Here is a 16,322-nt window from a genome sequence, read left to right on the forward strand (position 1 = left end):
TCAGATAATTAGGCGGAATTTGTCAATTTATTATTTAATAAAAAACCCGTTATTAAACGGGTTCGTTTTGTTGGCTGCTATGCTAAATAATGACTTTTTACTTTTTGAACGTAATTTTGCGTTTCTTTAAAGGGAGGGATTCCTTGATATTTGTCTACATTACCTGGACCAGCATTATAGGCTGCGAGTGCAAGCTCTGTATTCCCATTATATTTTTTTAACATTTGACTTAAATATTTACTGCCGCCCATTATATTTTGATAAGGGTCAAAAACATTTTCAACTCCAAGCGATTTTGCTGTTTTCGGCATTAATTGCATGAGTCCGCCTGCCCCGGCAGAGCTGATGGCATTTGGGTTGAAATTGGATTCTTGTTGAATCACCGCTTTAATTAGTTTGGCTGGAATTTGGTAAGTTTCAGCAGCATCATTTATAATGTTTTCAAAGTTATCATTTGAGATTGACAGCTTTGTCAACTGTTTTGGAAGAATGGATAAAGTATTTACTCTGGTTGCTGAAGTATTACCTGTCTCTGCTGTTGTGAGGGTTCCTTCTGTTGGTGTAAGGCTATTTAATATATTATAAAATAAACTAGTTTGGTCAGAATTAGCTTTGCTCTTGAAATTTAAATTTTGCAAGGCCTGTAATTCGAGCATGACTTTTATCTGATTAACATTCATCGTTTTATCACCCCATAATCTAAACAACTATTTATCTATCTTTTCTATGGGCGGTTCCCTTTTAATACTTTGTAAAAACGCTTCACCTTGTTTTCTGTTTGACGAATAGGAATATGATTATCACTTAATAACTGTAAAAAGGTGGATCTTCCAGTATCCCAATTACTCACTTCATATTCTACCTCATAATCTTTTACATTTAAATAGGAACTAGAATCCAACACAAGCAGCCCTCCTTGATAGGCAGTTTCTGCTCTTTCGGTTACCAGAGTTCCAAAATAGTGCAGGCTATCTATGTCGATTCCTAACTTAGTCATCTGTGTATGAATGATTCCAGCATGTATTTGTCCGCCATTAAGCAACATTTGTGCCTGTTCTGGGGTAAGCATCTCATTTGTTTCAAGCAGGCCGTCAGGATGTGGTTCTTTCAATGTCATTTCATATTGACCTTGTTTTTCTCTAATTCTGAGAGCGCATCTTTTTTGCTTTAAGGAAAAGTCTTTTGTATCGAAATAATGATTTTCTTGCCTGAAAAAGTCTGAAGATGTTAATTGAAATACCGTAAGTAATCGTTCAAATTCTTCTTTTTCTAACATATTTTTAAATTCAATTTCTATATTTTGAGACATTTTCTACTTCCTTCTCCAATCTTTGTTCATGTTGTATAACAATTAATGCAGGCAGTGCTGACGTCTATGTTCGCCACAGGACGTGGCGGTTTTTAGTAGATGTTCCGCTTTCAAGGCGCTTACGCTTTTCCTAGCTCCAGCGCCTAGCCCCTCGAGTCATAAGCCACTCCTGAATTGAAGGCAAAAAACGCCTTCTATTCAGGATCGTCTTATGCTAGCCGGACTTGCGCAGGCAGTGCTGACGTCTATGTTCGCCACAGGACGTGGCGGTTTTTAGTAGATGTTCCGCTTTCAAACGCTTACGCTTTTCTTATTATCTCTCTTTCCATTAATGAAGGCAATTTTTAGGGTATAATAGATGTTCATATGATAAAATAAGTATAGGATAGGAAGGAAATATTATCATGACGAAACGACTAACAGTAACAGATGTAATAATCATTCCTGATAAAGAAGTACAGTTTAAATTAGACAGCCAGGATAGTCTAAATGATTTGAAGCCAAGCGGGCAAATGCTTGTTGATTCAGAAGGCTTGTCATTTATTTATTTGTTAGAAAATGAAGAGGCTTATACATATATTTCAGTGCCTGACACTGTATGGAGCAGTTTAAAGGAAGTAATCTCTAACTCTCTTGCAGTCGTCGTTATAAACGGAGGAGAGCGGTTGCTGCTTCCTCAGTTTCAAGAGGAGCTGGAATATTTGATAGATAATATTAAAGGAAACAGTAATTATGGTGAAAAAATGATGAACAAGGTTGAGGCTGTTTTTGGATAGGGTGGTGTTTTTTTGGAAGATTGGCAAAGTTTTTTATCCCCATATAAACAAGCTGTCGAGGAGCTAAAGGTTAAGTTAAAGGGAATGCGAGGTCAGTTTGAACTGCAATCCAGTCATTCGCCAATTGAATTTGTAACTGGCAGAGTAAAACCAATTGCCAGCATTTTAGATAAAGCTCAAAACAAAGGAATTCCGCTCGATAAGCTTGAATTAGAAATGCAGGATATTGCCGGATTAAGAATGATGTGTCAGTTTGTTGATGATATTAGTAGAGTAGTTGAGCTGCTTCGTAAACGGAATGACTTTGAAATTGTTGAGGAAAGAAACTATATTTCAAATAAAAAGAAGAGCGGTTATCGCTCCTATCATATGGTTATCCGTTATCCGGTACAAACGATTAATGGAGAAAAGAAGATATTAGTTGAAATTCAAATACGTACATTAGCTATGAATTTTTGGGCAACGATTGAACATTCATTGAATTATAAGTATAAAGGACAATTTCCTAAGGATATTCAAATGAGACTGCAGAGGGCTGCAGAAGCAGCTTTTCGATTGGATGAGGAAATGTCCTTAATAAGAGGTGAGATTCAAGAAGCACAGGCATTTTTTAGCAGTAAAAAGGAATCCTAGCAAGAAGGGGGTAGCAAATAAAAGTTGATGAAAAGGGAGCTTAAACCGATGAAATTCGCAATTACTTCAAAAGGTGATTCAAACTCCAATACGCTTATGCATAAAATTAAAATGTATTTGCTTGATTTTAATTTGCAGTATGATGAGGATCAACCGGATATTGTCATATCCGTTGGCGGAGATGGAACACTTCTCTATGCTTTTCACCGTTATTGCAGCCGCTTAGACAAAACGGCATTTGTTGGAGTTCATACTGGACATTTGGGTTTTTATGCTGACTGGGTTCCGGAGGAAATTGAAAAGCTTGTTATTGCGATAGCAAAGACACCGTTTCAGGTAGTGGAATACCCATTGTTGGAAATCATTATCAGGTACCAAAATGGAGAAAGAGAATCAAGTTACTTAGCCCTGAATGAATCAACTGTTAAATCGGTCGAAGGAACGCTTGTAATGGATGTGGATATTCGAGGGCAGCATTTTGAGCGATTTAGAGGTGATGGATTATGTATAGCCACACCATCAGGAAGTACGGCTTATAATAAAGCGTTAGGCGGGGCAATCATACATCCGGCTATTCCTGCTATTCAGTTAACAGAAATTGCATCAATCAACAATCGTGTGTTTCGTACAGTCGGTTCTCCGCTGATTCTGCCAGGGCATCATACCTGTACATTGAAACCGGTTAATCAAACAGATTTCCATGTTACTATTGATCATCTCACCCTCTTGCATAAGGATGTGAAATCCCTTCAGTTTAGGGTAGCAGACAATATGATTCGATTTGCACGTTTTCGTCCATTTCCATTTTGGAAAAGAGTGCATGATTCATTTATCTCCAACAGCTAACTGATGTAAAATCGGAATAGGAGCGGTACTTTTATGTCACATTTTGTACTGCAATGGGAGATTCGCTCCCAGGATGCAGGAAAAATGATTAGAGAATTTTTGAAAGAAAAGAGCATTTCCAAAGCGGCCTTAACGGATATTAAGTTTAAAGGCGGCAGGATAGCTGTTAATAGCCAGGATGTCAATGTCCGCTATTACCTGAAAGATGCAGATCAGCTAACAGTTCATTTTCCAATGGAGGAGCCTAGTGAAGGTTTAGCAGGGGAAGATATCCCATTAGATATCCGGTATGAGGATGATTATATTTTGATTGTCAACAAGCCTTCTGAAATGAATACGATTCCTTCTCGAGAACATCCAACAGGAAGTTTGGCAAATGCGTTGATTGGCTATTTTAATAAGATTGGATTACAAGCAACGACGCATATTGTAACAAGGCTAGACCGAAATACAAGCGGACTAGTCTTGATTGCCAAGCATCGTCATATCCATCATTTACTGAGTCGTGAGCAAAAAGCAGGCAGAATACAAAGAACATATGAGGCATTTGCAGAGGGAGTATTTAAAGAGAAGTTCGGTAAAGTTGAGGAACCAATTGGCCGAAAAGAAGACAGTATCATTGAACGTGAAGTTAGAGAGGATGGACAGTATGCATTGACCCATTATCAGGTTATTCAACCATTCCCTCGATTTACATGGCTCAAGCTGCAGTTGGAAACGGGAAGAACACATCAAATTCGGGTCCATCTCTCTTATATCGGACATCCATTAGCAGGGGACACTCTATATGGGGGTCATATTGATTTGATTAAACGACAAGCCCTTCATTGCCAAAAAATCATGTTTACTCATCCCATCCTTGGGAGCCCGTTTGAATTTACTGCCGAATTGCCCTCAGATATGCAAAGTCTGTTGGAAATCGACTAGATATATAGAATAAAAGCCGGCACAGTGCCGGCTTTTATCTGTTAATGGGATCTATACACCTGACATATTTATTACTTTAACTCGCGAAATTTTTCTGGAACAAAAGGCATGGATGATGGTACCGAATAAATCTCAAACTCTGGGTACCTTAATGAAGAGAGTTTGCCGCCAAAGACTGCACCAGTATCAATATTATATGTATTGCCCACTTTTCGAACTTCACTTACGGGAGTATGACCATACACAATATAGGCCGGACCCTTGTATTCTAGCGCCCAGTCCTTTCTAACCGGTGAACCGTCAGCATGTTTTTCACCAGTTATATCACCGTAGAGGACAAATGTTTTCACTCTTGAATTTTGCTTGCCAATTAATTCTTCGCTTATTCCTGCATGGGCGATAATAAGTTTCCCGTTATCAAGGATACGATATAAGGGAGCATTTTCATATAATTGCATAAATGCACGGCGAATTTTTTGTTGTTCTTTTCTTTCGAGGGCTTCGTACTCTGCTACAGTTGTTTCTAATCCGTGTGTAACTTGCACTTTATTGCCCAGAAAATAACGATAAAGCTTGTTACAATGATTTCCTGGTACATAATAAGCCAAGTCCTTTTGGATAAGAGAGAAAATAGTGTTAATGACACGGATAGATTCTGGTCCACGATCTGTTAAATCGCCTACAAAAGCAAGCTTTCGGTTATCTGGATGAATTGGAATCCCAGTATTCCAATCGTACCCAAGCCTTACAGTTAAATTATGGAGTTCCTGAAAACAGCCGTGAATGTCTCCAATAATGTCGACTTTCATACTTAACCCCTCCTTTTTGTTTCAATATTAAATACTAATGATAGAACAAATGAATAATGATATTATCCTTACAGTTTTATTTTTCTTTCTTAATATGTTCAATTATTTGTTAAATAGTACCCAAATTGTCAATTACTTGATATAGGGTATTCCTTATTTCTAGCAATATTAACTTTTTTATGATAAAAATTTAAAATAGATATTTACTGACCGAATAACTTCGAGATTTCTATATTATTTTTAATATTGCTAAGAATAATACAAGGGGGCTTTGTATGGAACATGGATTATCTGTTACATCTTTATTAATTGTCATTTTAGTTGCTTTTTTAACACCTTTATTATTACACCGATTAAAACTGACCATTATTCCTGTTGTAGTTGCGGAAATTTTAATGGGTTTAATCATTGGAAAAAGTGGATTTAACCTTGTGGAAACAGATATGTGGATTGAAACATTATCAACGCTAGGTTTTATTTTCCTCATGTTTTTAAGTGGACTGGAGATTGATTTTAAAGCTTTTACAGGAGGAAGCAAGCGAGTAAAACTTCCAAATGGCAAGCTAGAGCCGAATACGTTCCTAGCTGCATCTATTATTTTCATCGGTATTTTTCTTATCTCTCTAATCTTATCCTATGTTTTTGTTTTGACAGGTTTTACTGATAATGCCTTTCTTATGACATTAATTATCTCTACTATTTCACTCGGTGTAGTCGTTCCTACTTTAAAGGAAGCACATCTTATGAAAACAGCAATAGGGCAAATTATTTTACTAGTCGCTGTTATTGCTGACTTAGTTACGATGATTCTGCTGGCTGTATTTGTTTCTTTAAACGAGGGTGGAGGGAATACTTGGCTTCTCCTTGTTTTATTTGGAGCAGGAGTTCTGCTGTATTTTGTCTTAAAGTTGTTCAAAAATCGCACCTTTATGGAAACAATGGCAACAGGTACAGTTCAGATAGGAACGAGAGGCGTTTTTACCTTAATCATTATGCTTGTTGCTATTTCTGAAACTGTCGGCGCTGAAAATATTTTAGGAGCTTTTCTGGCAGGTGTCTTAGTATCACTCATGTCACCAAACGCCGAATTAGTTCATAAACTTGACTCATTTGGCTATGGATTTTTAATTCCAATCTTCTTTGTTATGGTTGGAGTTGATTTGGATTTATGGACATTGTTTGGAAATCAAAAGATATTGATGCTCATTCCGTTATTGTTGATTGGATTATTCATTTCAAAAATTATACCGGTTTATTTATTGAAAATTTGGTATGATCATAAAACGGTTGTTGCTTCAGGGTTCTTATTAACATCAACTTTATCGCTTGTCATTGCTGCAGCAACAATTGGTGAGAGAATGGGTGTTATCTCAAAGGAAATGGGAGGTATGTTTATATTAGTCGCCATTATTACGTCGATATTTACTCCCATTGCTTTTAAGAAATTGTTTCCATTTGAAGCAGAGCATATTAAAAAAACAAAGGTTGCAATTATCGGAGCAAACCAATTTACACTTCCTGTTTATTCAGAACTAAAAGCTGGAGCTTATGAACCAATTATTTACCATAAAGTACAGGGGAAAACAGATCATTCAAACAGCCAATCTTTGTTTGATATTACTGAGATTCAAGATTTTACAATGCAAGCATTAAACAAAACAGATGTTTTTGAAGCTGAAATTGTTGTTATTTCAACCGGTGATGAAAAGGTAAATGCTGAGCTTGGTTCGGCGTTCAAGGAAAAGGGCATTGAACGGGTTATATGCCGTATCGAAAGCCAGGAGCTTGAAGTCAGCTTAAAAGACAAGGAAATAGAAGTTTTTTCGGTGCTGCTCTCAACGAAAACCTTATTACGTGCTTTAATTGAATCACCGCATGTAATGAACATATTAACGAATCAGGAATCGGCATTATACGAAATTAATTTAACTAATCACAGGTTCGAGGGAATGACATTACGTGAATTTCCTTTTACGGGCGATGTTATATTTGTCCGTATCTTCCGTGGAAAAGACTCCATCGTTCCGCATGGAGAGACGGAACTGCATGTAGGGGATCGTTTAATTGTAACGGGTACGAAAGAATATGTAGAAGAATTGAAACAAGAGCTTCAATTCGGACTTTACTATTAAGAGTAATTAAAAGAAAGAAGATCAATGTCTATAATAGGAACTTCTTTCTTTTCTTTTCAATTAAACTGTAGTAAAGTTAGTACTAGGTACTAATAACTTGTTATAATAATGGAGGTATAAGATATGACGATAAGTTTAGCTGGTAAAACATTTGTTGTCATGGGTGTTGCAAATAAACGCAGTATTGCCTGGGGGATTGCCCGTTCATTGAACAATGCAGGTGCTCGGTTAATTTTTACATATGCTGGTGAACGCCTTGAGAAAAGTGTGAGGGAGTTAGCTGAGTCTTTAGAAAAAAAGGATACACTTGTGCTTCCTTGTGATGTGACAAAGGATGAAGATATCGCACAATGTTTCCGAGAAATCAAAGAACAAGTGGGCACCATTCATGGTTTGGCACATTGTATTGCTTTTGCCCATAAAGAAGAGCTTGACGGGGAGTATATGAGTACAACGCGTGACGGTTTTCTTTTAGCACATAATATCAGTTCCTACTCTTTAACTGCTGTTGCAAAAGAAGCGCGTTCTTTAATGACAGAGAGCGGCAGTATTGTAACGCTTACTTATCTTGGCGGCGAACGAGTTGTACAGAATTATAATGTCATGGGTGTTGCAAAAGCTTCTCTTGATGCGAGTGTTAAATATTTGGCAGCAGACCTTGGAAAAGAAAATATCCGTGTCAATTCTATTTCGGCTGGCCCAATCCGGACGTTATCAGCAAAAGGAATCAGTGATTTCAATTCAATTTTGAATGTTATCGAAGAACGTTCTCCACTGCGTAAAACAACAACTCCTGAAGAAGTTGGTGACACAGCAGTTTTCTTATTCAGTGATATGGCAAGAGGAATTACAGGAGAAAATATCCATGTTGATTCAGGATACCATATTTTAGGATAAACTAGAGGTTTAATTATATGTAGGACAAGACCTGCTTTCTTTTAGAAAAGAAAGGCAGGTCTTTTTTTGCTGCAGGATTGAGATTTTTTAATATTTATGGCCAATTAAGAAACCAAATTTCAGTTATTGCATAAATATATTCATAGATTCCTTAGAGGAGGAGAGAAGTATGCCTGAAAATCAATCGCGTGATCCGCTCCTTTATATTCAACAGCCTGATTTTGCTTATCCAAAGGCTGATATGCAACAAACATATATCGTGAAGAGGCCAAATCAAAAAAGGGAAAAATCTACAATCGCTCCGTTTCCCGAATTAGACAGCGGGGAATCACTATCAGACCAAACGGCTGAGCTGATTGAGAATGAAACGGAAAAAGCGGTTGAAGAAAAGAAGCAAGCAGTAACAGATGAACAGCCATCTAAAAAGGCTATTGATGCTGATAAAAAACAACAAAAGCAGGAGCTTGATCGAAAAGCAGTTCAGGAAGTAATCAATCAGTATCATCAACAAAGAGAGGAAAAAGAAGAGCCAGGCCAGGCAAAATCAAAACAGCATTCTTATTCATTTAAAAGAGTGAAAAGTTTTAAAGAGATGAATACGTTAGAAAAACTCAATTATCTAGATCATTTTCCGAAGCTGCTCCCTCCGGTACCTTGTATCTTCGCAACTGGAAGCAGTTCTGTGAGAGGATATTTATTGAATAAAACAGAGGATTTTATTGAAATTAAATTGTTTAATGATAAAACATTGGAAATTCCAATTGAACAAATTACAGAGGTAAAAATGCTTGGTTTACAATAGTTATAACTGGCATTATACGTAGAGAAGCCAGCTTGAATTGCTGGCCTCTTTAATTGATTATTCACAAATGCCAAGATCTACGTCAGCAATACATTGAACTGCGCAGAAGCAGTTTAAGTCAACTGTAATACAGTCATTCGTGCTTTCGAATCCGCATAGCTCACAGAATGAGCCTAAATCAATGCAGCAGTTTTTAACCATGTTTAGAGGTGCCATTTGACCATTCTCTTTCGTAATTGGTTTAATTACGCGTAATGTTGCACAGCAGTTGTCAAACACTTCCTCTACTCTAAAGAAAATGGATACGCATGCACAGTCTTTGCCTTTAAAGAAGGCATGGAATGGAGATCCGTCAGCGGTTTTTAAAACAAATACTCTCGTGTCGGCATTAGTTCTTCTTGCTGGTGAAACCAGCGAGCCAAGCGGTTCTTGAAAACAATTTTTCGGACATTCACATACATCTTCCGCATTATCTTGGATATCTTTAATCGCACGAACTACATCACATACACAGCCTCTTGTATCAGTTGTACCTAATACATCATCGTTTCTTCCGCAACCCATAATGTTTTCCTCCTTATTTATTTCTTATGTGTTTCTACACTAATAACATATTGTTGGATGGTAATTTGGGATACGGACAAACGCCTTGTTTTGTGAAATTGGGCTTATCAAGCGGCAAAAGAGAGCTGTTAACTCGTATAGGATTAGACCGCTTAAGATAAGTTTGGAGGGTAATGAAACATGGAGATTACTTTTCTTGAGTTGATAATTTTAGGGTTATCTTCTTTTCGACTTACTAGATTATTTGTATTTGATAAAATAACTGCTTTTATTCGGGATATGTTTATTGATGAAGTAGAAGAGATAGATGAAAGAGGGAAAACGGAAATTTATCTAGTTCCGAAACCAGGATTAATAAAAGGGTTTATTGGGGAGTTATTAAGCTGCTACTGGTGTACCGGTGTTTGGACTTCTATCTTTTTATGTGGTTTATATCTATTATTTCCTTCTGTCGCTATCCCAGTATTATTAGTACTTTCTGTCAGCGGGCTTGCAGCCATAATTGAAACAATTATCCAATTATGGCTTTAACTTCATTCATCCTCCATTTCAATAAATGGAGGATGAATGTACAAAGGCTCTCTGATTCTATAGGGGTTCAGACGCTGGCTGAATGAAGTTAAGTCTCCGGCAGATGCCACGGATTTTTTTAGGGAAATTCGACGAGCGAATTTGATGTACAACAATTGGAACGGTAGGCACCTGATTTACACAAGCTATTCTTTCCTGCATAAACTGCTATATGGAGTGGAAGCTATGTGAAGGGAGGATAGCCTCATGAGTCAACCGTGGAAGAAAAATGCGTCGTCCCAAAATGTAAAAAGTAGCAGTACCAAATCGGCTGCAAAAAAGAAAGGCTGCGGGTGCGGTAAAAAATCATCTGGTTAAAAACGTAAAGAAGTCTTCCATCAGTGGTTTTTTTCCACTGATGGTTAGTCGCGCTTAGCCTGACTGACCTTTATGGGCCGGATACCTAACCTAACTTCTTTGTATAATATATTCGAGTTTTAGGATGAGGATACTATTGCCCGTTAAGGTGGGGCAAATATAAATGAAACGGTAAAGGGTTCTTAATAAGAAGAAAAAATAGTATCTGTGTTCAGATGCTATTTTTTTCTGGAAAATATCTAATCTTATAAGATTGGTAATTATTTTTGTAAAGCAAATCATCATAAATTTGTTTATTAGGAAGAAAATATAATCAACGGTAAGTATTATTACATAGGAAGGGTCGCAAATGAAAAATATACAGAAGATACTTTACGTTTTTATTATTCTATGTCTGGAAGTTATGGCGGCAGGTTGTACCCCAAGAAATCAGACTAATCAGGATTATTTAGTCTTGATGAAAACGACTAATCCCGCTCCAAAAGCTATTGCTTCAGATTCAAAAGGAAAAGATCTTATTAAAGAAATTGAAAAAGATATTGAAGCTCATAAAGATCTTTATGATGTTGCTGTGATTAAAGGAAAAGAGCACATTCTTGTCGTGTATAAGGTAAAGCATATGCAGCGATTTCATATGAAAAAAATTGAAAAGGAAGTGAATGAAAAGCTGGAGAAAAAGCATCCAGGTGAGAACTTTATTGTTTCAAGTGATTACAAAATTTTCTTAGAAGCAGTCAGGTTGGAAGAAAAGATGAAGGATCCGAACTACCCTGAGAAAGAGGCCGAAAAGGAGCTAGAAAGAATTGTTAAGCTTAAAAAGGAATTAACCTAAGAAAGGAGATGCTAGAAATGGGGAAGCAGAATAAGACACCGGAGCAGCAGCAATATGAGCAGCTGCAGCAAAAACATGAGACAAAACGGCCCGTTTTCAAAAATTGCCTAAAAGCATTCTTTGTTGGGGGATTTATTTGTACCATAGGACAAGCAATCAGCTACTTTTATATCTATTTCTTTAATTTCACAGAACAAACAGCGGGAAATCCAACGGTTGCAACGATGATTTTTATTGCGATGCTGCTGACAGGTTTTGGTGTATACGACCGTATCGGCCAATTTGCCGGGGCAGGCAGTGCCGTTCCGATAACCGGCTTTGGAAATGCCGTTATCTCGGCTGCAATTGAACATCGAACAGAAGGATTTGTTTTAGGTGTCGGCGGAAATATGTTCAAGCTTGCAGGTTCTGTTATTCTATTTGGTGTTTTTGCGGCATTTGTAGTCGCATTAATTAAAACATTACTAATAATGTGGGGTGTAATCTAATGCTTGTTGGAAAACAATCTTGGATTTTTCAGCAGCATCCGGTAATTGCTGCAACCGGAGTTTCAGGCGGACCATTTGAGGCTAATGGGCACTTAGCTGAAGATTTTGATATTCTGCATGATGATTTATGGATGGGGCAGGACTCTTATGAAAAAGCACAGCGAGTATTGATTGAGGAAGCCATCCAAACTGTAGTGCAGAAAGGTAATATACAAAAAGAGGATGTCCAATTTTTGATTGCCGGAGATTTAATTAATCAAATTACACCGACAAGTTTTGCAGCAAGAACGGCTCAGATTCCATACTTTGGTCTTTTTGGTGCATGTTCGACGTCGATGGAAGGGCTTGCATTAGCCTCATTTATGGTTAATTACCAAGGTGCGAAGAATGTACTAACTGGTGCATCTAGTCATAATGCGGCAACTGAGAAGCAATTCCGTTACCCGACTGAATATGGCGGACAAAAACCACCGACAGCACAATGGACCGCAACTGGTGCAGGAGTGGCTCTTGTAACGGAAAATAAGAAACAAGAGAATCTCCCGTATACAACATCAGCTACAATTGGGAAGGTGATTGATATGGGTCTGACGGACCCGTTTAATATGGGTGGAGCCATGGCGCCGGCTGCCGCTGATACTATTTCAGCCCATTTTACAGACCTGAAGCTTGATCCTTCTCATTATGATTTAATTGTGACAGGTGATTTAGCAAAAATTGGCCGGGAAACCGTGCTGGACTTATTAGAAAACAAAGGTCTAAAAATGAATCCTGACCGTTTCTTGGACTGCGGTCTTATGCTTTATAAAGAGGATCAGCCGGTTCAAGCGGGAGGAAGCGGTGCTGGCTGTTCGGCTATTGTATTATATGGTCATTTATTGAACCAAATGAAGAAAGGGATATATAAACGAATTCTCCTCGTAGCTACAGGTGCATTGTTATCTCCGCTCAGCTTTCAGCAAGGTGAATCCATCCCTTGCATAGCCCATGCAGTTTCTATTGAAATATAACTAATACAGTGAATGATTAGGAGGGGAACGTAAAATGCTGCCAATGTTTTTTTGGGCGTTTGTGGTAGGAGGACTAATTTGTGTAGTTGGACAATTATTATTTGATGTAGCTAAATTAACACCTGGCCATACTCTTAGCCTATTGGTTGTTTTCGGGGCGATATTAGATGGGCTAGGTCTGTATGAACCGCTCGTCGATTTTGCCGGTGCGGGTGCAACCGTACCAATATTAAGCTTTGGTAATTCCCTTGTTCATGGTGCATTGCAGGAGGCAGAGCAGCATGGACTAGTAGGAGTTTTGACTGGAATGTTTGAAGTGACTAGCGCCGGAATATCAGCAGCCATCGTTTTTGGTTTTTTAGGGGCACTAATGTTTAAACCAAAAGGTTAAAATGAATGGCATAAGGCCGGTTTCTTTTTCTTTTGATGTTATGGGAGAAAAGGAATCGGTTTTATGCTTTTTATTTTTCAGCTTGCCCTCACACTTTCTATTCCTGTACATATTTTATATTGACTCCACTTTTAAGTGAGGTGAATGGATATGTACGGATGCGGTGGATTTGGCTATGGAGGCGGCTACGGCGGTGGCTATGGTTACGGCGGCAACACATTTGTTTTAATTGTTGTGTTGTTTATTCTTTTAATTATTGTAGGTGCAAGCTTCTATAACTAATCAATCCAATGTAGAGGGAAGAGGCCACTCAATTATTTGAGTGGCTTTTTTTAGGCAGTTTGTGTAAAAATGACACGATTTTTTCTGCTTCTCATAGTATATAAAAGGCTTGAAAGGGAGGCATTATTTAAAATGGATAATCAGTTTTTCAAAAATATTGAGAAAAAAACCGGCGTTAATATGAAGGATATTTTAGATTTAGCTAACTCATTGCAAAATGCAAATTTTAAAGATGAAAATACTGTTCGTCAAGTGGTTAGACGTGTTTCACAAATTGCTAATAAACCAGTTTCAAAAGAAACAGAGGATAAGATTGTTCAGTCAATCGTGAAGGATGGCAAACAGCTTGATCTTAATACCATTTCTAAAATGATCAATAGAAAATAGGCAATGAAAAAAGCTGTCCCAAATGGGGCAGCTTTTAATATCGAATCGATGTCAAGAAACGAGATGGACTTGCCTTTTTTCCACGCCTGTTTTGCGGAACGGATAGGAATAATTTCTCTTGTGCTCGTGTAACTGCTACATATAGCAAACGTCTCTCCTCTTCAAGCGGTTCACTGTCACCGGCGCGGAGAGAATCCAGCGCGTAATCATGCGGGATACTGCCATCGACAGTTCCAATGACGTAAACAATCTTATATTCGAGACCCTTTGCACGATGAATCGTGCTTAATGTAACAGCATTTTTTCGTTGTTTACTTTGCTGTTTCATTTCCTTATTCATAGCAGCCATATGGTCTGCATGTTCAAGGAATTCATGAATCGAAGTAAAGTTTTTCGCAGCTACTTTGAGGTCACGTATATCGTCTGATCCTTTATCCCACTGATTTCCTTCATTTCCCCGTTTTTTCAGAAACTCTTGAAAGCCCAGTTCTTTCTCAATTTTTTCAATTGCAGCGAGTGGTGTCTTCGCTGTAAGTGAGCGGATAATAGGAACGGCCTTTTTCAATTTCTTTTCTTGAAAAGAGAAGTTTGTCTTAATGCGACCGATGCATTCAAGCAGGGTACAGTCATTCAAAATACTTTCTGCTTTTAAATCGGTAAGTACAGTTTGTTTAAGAAAAAGGGTCGGCAGAATGTTAGCTATTGCATGCTGATCATCTTCATTCAACGATAATTTTAAAAAGGAAAGCATGCTTTTAATAATAAAGCGCTCATAAAAGGAGTCTATGTCTTGATCAATTTTAAATGGCAGGCTTGAAGTAGTGAGTCTTTCAAACACAGCTCTGCTCGCTGTATTGGTGCGAAAGAGAATAGCAAAATCACCAGGATCCGCACCGGAAGCAATTTTCTCCCTTATATCCGTTATAATCATAGTGGCTTCCTCTTCCTCATCCTCTGGGAAGAATAATACAGGTGCATAGTTATTGGTAAATTGAGCATGCATTTGTTTTGGGCGTCGCTGCTTATTTTGGGCAATGATTTTATTTGCAGCCTCAACAATTGAATGAGAGGAGCGGTAATTTTCACTTAATAGAACTACATCTGCCTTCGGGAAGTCTCTCTCGAAATAGCGGATATACTGTGGATCGCTGCCGCGAAAAGCATAGATGGATTGATCATCGTCTCCAACGACACAAACATTTTTCTTTTTATCAGACAGCAGTTTAATCAGCTCATATTGAACCTTATTCACATCCTGGAACTCATCAATTAAAAAATAATCAAAGCGGTTTTGATAGCGTTCAAGCAAGAGAGGCTCTTCTTGAAATAGTTGATAACAGCCTATCAGCATATCATCAAAATCAAATAGTGCCTTTTCCTTTTTGAAATTTTCGTACCGTTCATATAAAAACAGGACCTTTTCATCCCAGCTTGTTTCTGTCTTAACCTGCTCAGGAGTCACCAGTGAATTCTTCCAATAACCAATTTGTTGAAGGGCTGCATCATAGGCAAATTCTTTCTCTTCAAGGTCTAGTTCTCTGCCCGCATCTTTTAAAATTTGCCGGCGTTGCCATTCAATATTTAAGAGCCTTTTACTGTTCCATTTTTCCGGATAATGATAGGCAAGTATTCGATAGAAAATACTATGGAATGTCCCTGTAACAAGACCGTTTATTTGGCTTTTTGAAACATTGGGATAGTTTAATAGTCTCGTTTTCATTTCAGCAGCAGCTTTTGCCGTAAATGTAACAAGCATAATCCGATTTGCTTGTACCTTTTGTTCTGTTAACAAATAAGCTGTCCTAGCAGTAAGAACTCTTGTTTTACCGCTGCCTGCACCGGCTAGTACAAGAAGGGCCCCATTTGAATGGATAACTGCTTCCGCTTGATTGTCATCTAAATAAATATTTGCTTTCAAAAGAGCCTTTATATAAGGAGAATGTATGGTAGACATCGCTTTATCTTTTGTAATAAATGGGGGAAGATGAGCTATAGCCTTTGCAGATTTAAAACGGGTTCCGCTGTTTTTTGTCATGGTAATCACACGATTAGCTGGAATGCGGAAGCCATTTATCTCTGTTTCTATGTCGGTTGTAGACTGTACTTCAGTTTCTTGATCCTTACAATTTGGACTTTTTGTATGAAGGTGTTGAAAATAGGGATCCTTATCGATTCCTAGAAATAGTCGGACTTTTTCAGAGCATACTGGGCATTCTAAGTGCCCCTTTTTTCCTTCTTCATATATACGCTGATAGGATGATCGATTCGTGTTATCAAGATCGATTAATTGATTTCCTTGTTTAGCAGTTCTCATATATATTTCTCATCCTTTTTACATCAATAAATAAG

The 16,322-nt window shown here is 37.8% G+C and carries 19 protein-coding genes; 14 read left to right on the top strand and 5 right to left on the bottom strand.

Going from position 1 to position 16,322, the window contains the following annotated elements; genetic code table 11:
• Window positions 1-77: 77 nt before the first annotated feature.
• Together F4V44_RS06110 and F4V44_RS06115 are read right to left on the bottom strand one after the other, a co-directional pair.
• Window positions 78-680: a lytic transglycosylase domain-containing protein gene (locus tag F4V44_RS06110; protein WP_150439109.1), complete on the bottom strand. Its 603-nt coding sequence runs from the start codon at window positions 678-680 to the stop codon at window positions 78-80.
• 44 nt (window positions 681-724) lie between these two features.
• Window positions 725-1,309 carry a CYTH domain-containing protein gene (locus F4V44_RS06115; protein WP_150439110.1) on the bottom strand — a complete coding sequence of 195 codons (585 nt, stop codon included), beginning with the start codon at window positions 1,307-1,309 and terminating at the stop codon, window positions 725-727.
• Between the two features lie 404 nt (window positions 1,310-1,713).
• On the opposite strand from F4V44_RS06115, the gene F4V44_RS06120 reads away from it, so the two are divergent.
• From F4V44_RS06120 to F4V44_RS06135, 4 genes are read left to right on the top strand one after another with little or no spacing between them, the layout of a single operon-like run.
• Complete coding sequence (locus F4V44_RS06120) at window positions 1,714-2,085, top strand: UPF0738 family protein (protein WP_150439111.1); 372 nt, start codon at window positions 1,714-1,716, stop codon at window positions 2,083-2,085.
• 12 nt (window positions 2,086-2,097) lie between these two features.
• The gene (locus F4V44_RS06125; RefSeq protein WP_150439112.1) at window positions 2,098-2,718 is read left to right on the top strand and encodes a GTP pyrophosphokinase; all 621 of its coding nucleotides are present in this window, start codon (window positions 2,098-2,100) and stop codon (window positions 2,716-2,718) included.
• 48 nt (window positions 2,719-2,766) lie between these two features.
• Complete coding sequence (locus F4V44_RS06130) at window positions 2,767-3,564, top strand: NAD kinase (protein ID WP_150439113.1); 798 nt, start codon at window positions 2,767-2,769, stop codon at window positions 3,562-3,564.
• A 33-nt stretch (window positions 3,565-3,597) separates the two neighbouring features.
• On the top strand, window positions 3,598-4,491 hold the full coding sequence (locus tag F4V44_RS06135) for an RluA family pseudouridine synthase (RefSeq protein WP_150439114.1): 894 nt from the start codon (window positions 3,598-3,600) through the stop codon (window positions 4,489-4,491).
• 71 nt (window positions 4,492-4,562) lie between these two features.
• Here F4V44_RS06135 and prpE read toward each other — a convergent pair whose 3' ends face one another.
• Complete coding sequence (prpE, locus tag F4V44_RS06140) at window positions 4,563-5,300, bottom strand: bis(5'-nucleosyl)-tetraphosphatase PrpE (protein WP_150439115.1); 738 nt, start codon at window positions 5,298-5,300, stop codon at window positions 4,563-4,565.
• Between the two features lie 275 nt (window positions 5,301-5,575).
• On the opposite strand from prpE, the gene F4V44_RS06145 reads away from it, so the two are divergent.
• The 3 genes from F4V44_RS06145 (at window position 5,576) to F4V44_RS06155 (ending at window position 9,131) form a co-directional block, all read left to right on the top strand.
• Window positions 5,576-7,432, top strand: coding sequence for a monovalent cation:proton antiporter family protein (locus F4V44_RS06145; RefSeq protein ID WP_150439116.1), 1,857 nt, complete (start codon window positions 5,576-5,578; stop codon window positions 7,430-7,432).
• A gap of 123 nt (window positions 7,433-7,555) precedes the next feature.
• Window positions 7,556-8,329 (top strand): enoyl-ACP reductase FabI, encoded by a 774-nt coding sequence (gene fabI / locus F4V44_RS06150; RefSeq protein WP_150439117.1) that lies wholly within the window; start codon window positions 7,556-7,558, stop codon window positions 8,327-8,329.
• A gap of 169 nt (window positions 8,330-8,498) precedes the next feature.
• Entirely contained in the window at window positions 8,499-9,131 is a 633-nt protein-coding gene (locus F4V44_RS06155; protein ID WP_150439118.1) for a CotO family spore coat protein, read from the top strand.
• Between the two features lie 57 nt (window positions 9,132-9,188).
• Here F4V44_RS06155 and F4V44_RS06160 read toward each other — a convergent pair whose 3' ends face one another.
• On the bottom strand, window positions 9,189-9,695 hold the full coding sequence (locus F4V44_RS06160; protein WP_150439119.1) for a CotY/CotZ family spore coat protein: 507 nt from the start codon (window positions 9,693-9,695) through the stop codon (window positions 9,189-9,191).
• A gap of 180 nt (window positions 9,696-9,875) precedes the next feature.
• Here F4V44_RS06160 and F4V44_RS06165 point away from each other — a divergent pair, with 180 nt between their 5' ends.
• The 7 genes from F4V44_RS06165 (at window position 9,876) to F4V44_RS06195 (ending at window position 13,973) form a co-directional block, all read left to right on the top strand.
• Window positions 9,876-10,226 (top strand): DUF1360 domain-containing protein, encoded by a 351-nt coding sequence (locus F4V44_RS06165; RefSeq protein WP_150439120.1) that lies wholly within the window; start codon window positions 9,876-9,878, stop codon window positions 10,224-10,226.
• A 706-nt stretch (window positions 10,227-10,932) separates the two neighbouring features.
• Window positions 10,933-11,415, top strand: a complete 483-nt coding sequence (locus F4V44_RS06170) for a sporulation protein (RefSeq protein ID WP_150439121.1) — start codon at window positions 10,933-10,935, stop codon at window positions 11,413-11,415.
• 17 nt (window positions 11,416-11,432) lie between these two features.
• Window positions 11,433-11,903 (top strand): stage V sporulation protein AC, encoded by a 471-nt coding sequence (spoVAC, locus tag F4V44_RS06175; protein ID WP_150439122.1) that lies wholly within the window; start codon window positions 11,433-11,435, stop codon window positions 11,901-11,903.
• The gene (spoVAD, locus tag F4V44_RS06180; RefSeq protein WP_150439123.1) at window positions 11,903-12,913 is read left to right on the top strand and encodes a stage V sporulation protein AD; all 1,011 of its coding nucleotides are present in this window, start codon (window positions 11,903-11,905) and stop codon (window positions 12,911-12,913) included. Before spoVAC ends, spoVAD begins: the two co-directional genes overlap by 1 nt.
• 34 nt (window positions 12,914-12,947) lie before the next feature.
• Window positions 12,948-13,304, top strand: coding sequence for a stage V sporulation protein AE (gene spoVAE, locus F4V44_RS06185; RefSeq protein ID WP_150439124.1), 357 nt, complete (start codon window positions 12,948-12,950; stop codon window positions 13,302-13,304).
• A gap of 144 nt (window positions 13,305-13,448) precedes the next feature.
• Window positions 13,449-13,586, top strand: a complete 138-nt coding sequence (locus F4V44_RS06190) for a YjcZ family sporulation protein (RefSeq protein ID WP_071393935.1) — start codon at window positions 13,449-13,451, stop codon at window positions 13,584-13,586.
• 132 nt (window positions 13,587-13,718) lie between these two features.
• Entirely contained in the window at window positions 13,719-13,973 is a 255-nt protein-coding gene (locus F4V44_RS06195; RefSeq protein ID WP_150439125.1) for a stage VI sporulation protein F, read from the top strand.
• 34 nt (window positions 13,974-14,007) lie between these two features.
• On the opposite strand, the gene F4V44_RS06200 is transcribed toward F4V44_RS06195, so the two are convergent.
• Window positions 14,008-16,287, bottom strand: a complete 2,280-nt coding sequence (locus F4V44_RS06200; RefSeq protein ID WP_150439126.1) for an ATP-dependent helicase — start codon at window positions 16,285-16,287, stop codon at window positions 14,008-14,010.
• Window positions 16,288-16,322 lie beyond the last annotated feature (35 nt).

Source organism: Niallia endozanthoxylica (genome assembly GCF_008710145.1).
Taxonomy (GTDB): domain Bacteria; phylum Bacillota; class Bacilli; order Bacillales; family Cytobacillaceae; genus Bacillus_BD; species Bacillus_BD endozanthoxylica.